Annotated in this window: 2 protein-coding genes; both read left to right on the top strand. The window is 58.1% G+C overall.

Annotated features, from left to right (window positions below):
* The first annotated feature begins 21 nt into the window (after positions 1-21).
* Entirely contained in the window at positions 22-597 is a 576-nt protein-coding gene (locus AQS70_RS10315; RefSeq protein WP_055102686.1) for an ANTAR domain-containing response regulator, read from the top strand.
* A gap of 263 nt (positions 598-860) precedes the next feature.
* Positions 861-957, top strand: a 97-nt coding sequence (locus AQS70_RS24045; protein ID WP_241492825.1) for a hypothetical protein, incomplete at its 3' end; no start/stop codon positions are given.

Here is a 957-nt window from a genome sequence, read left to right as displayed (position 1 = left end):
CCGCTGACAGGAGTCTGCCTTATGTTGCGCATCCTGCTGATCAACGACACCGCGAAGAAAGTCGGACGCCTTAAAGCCGCGCTGATGGAAGCTGGGTTTGAGGTGATCGATGAATCAGGGTTGACCATCGACCTGCCGGAGCGCGTCGAAACGGTGCGCCCGGACGTGATTCTGATTGATACCGAGTCGCCCAGCCGCGATGTGATGGAGCAAGTGGTGCTGGTGTCCCGCGATCAGCCACGGCCCATCGTCATGTTTACCGACGAACACGACCCCGGCGTGATGCGCCAAGCGATCAAGTCCGGGGTCAGCGCCTACATCGTCGAAGGCATTCACGCCCAGCGTCTGCAACCGATTCTGGACGTGGCCATGGCCCGTTTTGAAAGCGATCAAGCCCTGCGCGCCCAACTGCACGCCCGCGACCTGCAACTGGCCGAGCGCAAGCGCATTGAGCTGGCCAAGGGCTTGCTGATGAAGATGAAAGCGTGCAACGAGGAAGAGGCGTACACCTTAATGCGCCGCCAAGCCATGAGCCGCCAGCAGAAGCTCATCCAAGTGGCCGAACAGATCATCGCCATGAGCGAATTACTCAACTAACGCCTCCCCTATCCTGGGCCGCCGCTACGCGTCGGCGCGCGTTGCAACTGTTGGCACACATTTAGCTTAGTCATCACTACCGGTAACCAACGGCGGTTGCCCCACCTACGACAAAGACGTCGCTCCCCTGATGCGTATTTAACGGATCCGGTAGCGGCGTTTTTTTGTTTTGGCCCCCGTGAACGGGGTCGGTGGTGCGGCCGTTAAGGCGCTCCATCGCTAGCTCATGACTCCTAAAAAACGTTTAACCGTTGAGGTGCGCGATGAATTCAAGCTTCTGGAAATCCGGCCATACCCCGACTCTGTTCGCGGCCTTTTTGTATTTCGACCTGAGCTTTATGGTCTCGTATTTACTCGGCC

It is taken from the genome of Pseudomonas endophytica (assembly GCF_001411475.1).
Taxonomy (GTDB): Bacteria; Pseudomonadota; Gammaproteobacteria; order Pseudomonadales; family Pseudomonadaceae; genus Aquipseudomonas; species Aquipseudomonas endophytica.
The sequence above is the reverse complement of the archived record's forward strand: the minus strand, read 5'-3'. Positions and strand labels throughout refer to the sequence as shown.